Source organism: Bradyrhizobium sp. P2_E8 (assembly GCF_056403875.1).
In genome coordinates, this window is sequence record NZ_JBFUES010000825.1 from 1 (window position 1) to 3,407 (window position 3,407).

The following is a 3,407-nucleotide window of genomic DNA, read 5'->3' on the forward strand; positions in this document are numbered from 1 at the left end:
GTCATGTGATGCACGGTCTTCGGGCCGAGGATGCGCTGGCCGTCGAGCTCGCCACCGTTGAGCAGCATCTGCCCGAAGCGGATATAGTCGCCGATCGTCGCGAACGAACAGGCGCCGCCGCAGTCGAACCTGGTCGGCGTGTCCAGCAGCTTGATGGCTTGCGGCTTCCCCGTCAGCGGATCGTTGGCGAACGGGCGCGCGAGGCGAGGGCGCTGCGCGTCGGTCGGGTGGAAGGTCGCGTCCTTCATGCCGAGCGGCTGCCACACATTGGCGGCGAGATAGTCGCCGAGCCGCTGCTCGCTCACCTTCTCGACGACGGCGCCGAGCACGTCGATCGAAAACCCGTATTCGAACTCGGTCGAGGGCTGATGCGCCAGCGGCAGCTTTGTGATGCGCTCGATGAAGGCGTGGGTTTCGCCTTCGATCGCCGGCGCGACGCCGTCAGGGTATTGCCGCGCCACCGGGCTCGATGAGTCCGGGCGGCCGCCATACATCAATCCGGACGTATGCCGGTAGAGATCGTGGATGAAGATCGGCGAGGCCTGTGGCTCGAGCCTGAGCGAGCCGTCGGACTGGGGCACGCCGACCTTCATGTCGGCAAAGCCGGGATAGTAATCGGACAGTCTGGCCTGGAGCGGCAGCCGGCCCTGCTCCATCAGCGTCAAGCCGGCGACCGCTGCCATCGGCTTGGTCATCGAAGCCAGCGCGAAGATCGCGTCAACGGGCATCGGCGTGCCCTTGTCCGGATCGAGCATGCCGTAGGCCTTGTAGTGCACGAGCTTGCCGTCCCGCGCCACGGCGACGACTGCACCCGGCACACGCTTGGCGGCAATCTCGCGCGCGAAGAAACTGTCGAGCCGCGCAAGACCCTGCTTCGAGAAGCCGGCGTCATCAGGGTTGGCTTCGGGCAGCGGTGCGGCGCGCGCCGCACCGAACGTGATGACGGCAGCCGCCGCCGCGATCATGGCGATCGTCTTCTTCATTGTATCCTCCCAAGGGGCGAGCTCGTTATGCAGTGGCTCGCTGAATGCGTAGATCACGATCGCACCAGAGCGAAGTCAAGCGCGGGCAGAGCATGTCTGGGACGCGCCGGAGATGGCCGGACCTACCGTCCTTCGCCGGCGCGCCACAGCGCGTCCAGGCCGTGCCGGTAGGTCGGATGGGCGAGCGTGACGCCGAGCTCGCGCTTCAATTTCGCGTTGGAGACACGGGCGCTGCTGGCATAGAAGCTGCGTGCCATCGCGGACATCTCGGCAGTCTCGAACGCCTCTTCGGGCGGCGGCGCAACGCCCATGAGCTCCGCGGCGTAGGCGATCACGTCCTGCGGCGGTGCGGGCTCGTCGTCGCAGACGTTCCAGGTGCCGCTGCCCTGGTGATGAACCGCGGCCATGATTGCGCTTGCGATGTCGTCGGTGTGGATGYGGTTGAAGACCTGTCCGGGCTTGATGATGCGCCGGGCCGTTCCGGTGCGCAGCGTCACCAGCGCGTTGCGGCCGGGACCGTAGATGCCTGCAAGCCGCAGGATCGCGACATCGCCGCGCCCCATATCCGTCCAGGCCTGCTCCGCTGCGAGCCGCATGCGTGTGCGGTCGAGGGCGGCCTGCGGCGGCCTGCTCTCGTCCACCCAGCTGCCTGCGTGATCGCCATACACGCCGATCGTGGACAGGTAGATGATCTTGCGCTGACGGCCCGCGGCCAGCACGTCCGCGAAGGCCGCGATTGCGGGATCGCCGCCGCTGCCGGGCGGGACCGATACCAGAAGGACATCGGCGTCGCAGATGCGTTCAACCGTCTCGCGGGCCGGACGGCTCCCGGAAAACGGATGCACCTCGATGCCTGCAAGGTCGTCCCGGTTCGCGGGATCGCGCACCGTGCCGGCGATGTGCGAGAAGGCGCCGCCGAATCTGCGGACGAAATGCCTGGCGCTGTAGCCGAAGCCTAGAATGAARAGCCGCATGCCGCTCCCGTGCAGGTCGGAGTTCCCGTTCGCGCGCCGGCGCGCCCCCGCTCATAAGGGATTTTTGGGTCCGGCAAAAGATATTGCAATTTTACGCGCCTGCCAGTGCAGGCGATGATCGCTCGTCACGGAGACGTCATGCGGGAAGTGTCGATCATGCAGGCAGAAGCGGCCACCATTGAGCCAACCGACGCCAGCGAACTGATCCGGCGCGCGGCCGCGCTGATCTTCGATGTCGATGGCACCCTTGCCGAGACGGAGGAACTGCATCGGCAGGCCTTCAACCACGCCTATGTCCGCCACGGTCTCGACTGGCATTGGGATCGCGCCGTCTACAAGGACCTGCTGCGGGTGACAGGCGGCAAGGAGCGCATTCGCGCTTACCATGGAAGGCGAGAGAACGCGTCGCCATTATCGGATGCCGACATCGCCGAACTCCACCGCGTCAAGACCGCGCATTACGCCGAACTGATCGAGACGGGCTGTTGCCCGCTGCGGCCCGGCGTGACCGACCTTCTCACCGCGGCGAAGGCGCGCGGCCAGCGGCTGGCGATCGCGACCACCACCTCACACGGCAACATCGATGCGCTGCTGTCGCAAGCGCTGGGGATGCGCTGGGCCGCGGATTTCGATGCGATCGTTGCCGGCGACGACGTCCGCGACAAGAAGCCTGCGCCGGATGTCTATCTCGAAGTCCTGGCGCGGCTGAAGCTGGAGGCTTCCGGCTGCGTCGCGATCGAGGATTCCGCCAACGGGCTGATCGCGGCGTCGCGGGCGAACATCCCGGTTCTGATCACGCGCAGCATGTTCTTCCGGGACGATGATTTCAGCGCGGCGCGGGTCGTGCTGGACGATCTGTCGGGGCTGGGATGAGGTCGCCAACTCAAAAACTGAAAAACAACCCCATGCACAGTAGAACGGGCGTGCGTCCCTGCCGCCTTCAGTGAACGCGGTGACTCGTTCTATCGTCTTCAGCCTGCTCGACAATCTGCGCAATCGGGCTCGACTGATGGTGAACCAGGCGCCAGTCGTCGCCGACGCGGCGAAAATGGTTGGCCGCAGCCAAGGCGGTGCCGTCGACGATCTCGATGCAGAGCACGCGCGCGCTGTCGCCGTCGACGATGGCCTGCGGTTCGGCGCAGACGATCTGCGGCCGCTCGGGATTTTGCAGGATGTCGCGCCAGCTCCCGATCACGGTGGCCCGCCCGATGATCGCCGGCCAGCCGGGATGGATGCAGGAAATGGCGTCGTCATCCGCCCACATCCGTTCCATCCCGGCGAAGTCGCCCGTCGAAAAGGCGGCGTAGAAGGCCGCGTTCGCGGCGATGACCTTGCTGTCCTTTGCCATGGCTCTCGGGTGGGCCAAGGACAGGCAAAAATCAAGCGAGACTTCCGTCGACTTTGACCGCAGTGCAGCATCGACGTTCGGGATTGCCGTCAGGCGGAAACG

Annotated in this window: 4 protein-coding genes; 1 reads left to right on the forward strand and 3 read right to left on the reverse strand. The window is 66.0% G+C overall.

The window, feature by feature from the left end:
* On the reverse strand, positions 1 to 983 hold a 983-nt coding region (locus tag AC1D00_RS32530; RefSeq protein ID WP_477013486.1), incomplete at its 3' end, for a serine hydrolase domain-containing protein.
* Positions 984 to 1,105: 122 nt separating this feature from the next.
* Positions 1,106 to 1,957, reverse strand: a complete 852-nt coding sequence (locus AC1D00_RS32535) for an SDR family oxidoreductase (protein ID WP_477013487.1) — start codon at positions 1,955 to 1,957, stop codon at positions 1,106 to 1,108.
* A 156-nt stretch (positions 1,958 to 2,113) separates the two neighbouring features.
* On the opposite strand from AC1D00_RS32535, the gene AC1D00_RS32540 reads away from it, so the two are divergent.
* Entirely contained in the window at positions 2,114 to 2,830 is a 717-nt protein-coding gene (locus AC1D00_RS32540; RefSeq protein ID WP_477013488.1) for an HAD family hydrolase, read from the forward strand.
* Positions 2,831 to 2,897: 67 nt separating this feature from the next.
* On the opposite strand, the gene AC1D00_RS32545 is transcribed toward AC1D00_RS32540, so the two are convergent.
* Entirely contained in the window at positions 2,898 to 3,305 is a 408-nt protein-coding gene (locus tag AC1D00_RS32545) for a nuclear transport factor 2 family protein (RefSeq protein ID WP_027546142.1), read from the reverse strand.
* Positions 3,306 to 3,407: the final 102 nt, after the last annotated feature.

What these genes read in the sequence shown, in the direction of transcription:
- AC1D00_RS32540 (WP_477013488.1), top strand. Translation starts at nt 2,114, where the DNA reads ATGCAGGCAGAAGCGGCCACCATTGAGCCAACCGACGCCAGCGAACTG.
- AC1D00_RS32545 (WP_027546142.1), bottom strand. Translation starts at nt 3,305, where the DNA reads ATGGCAAAGGACAGCAAGGTCATCGCCGCGAACGCGGCCTTCTACGCC.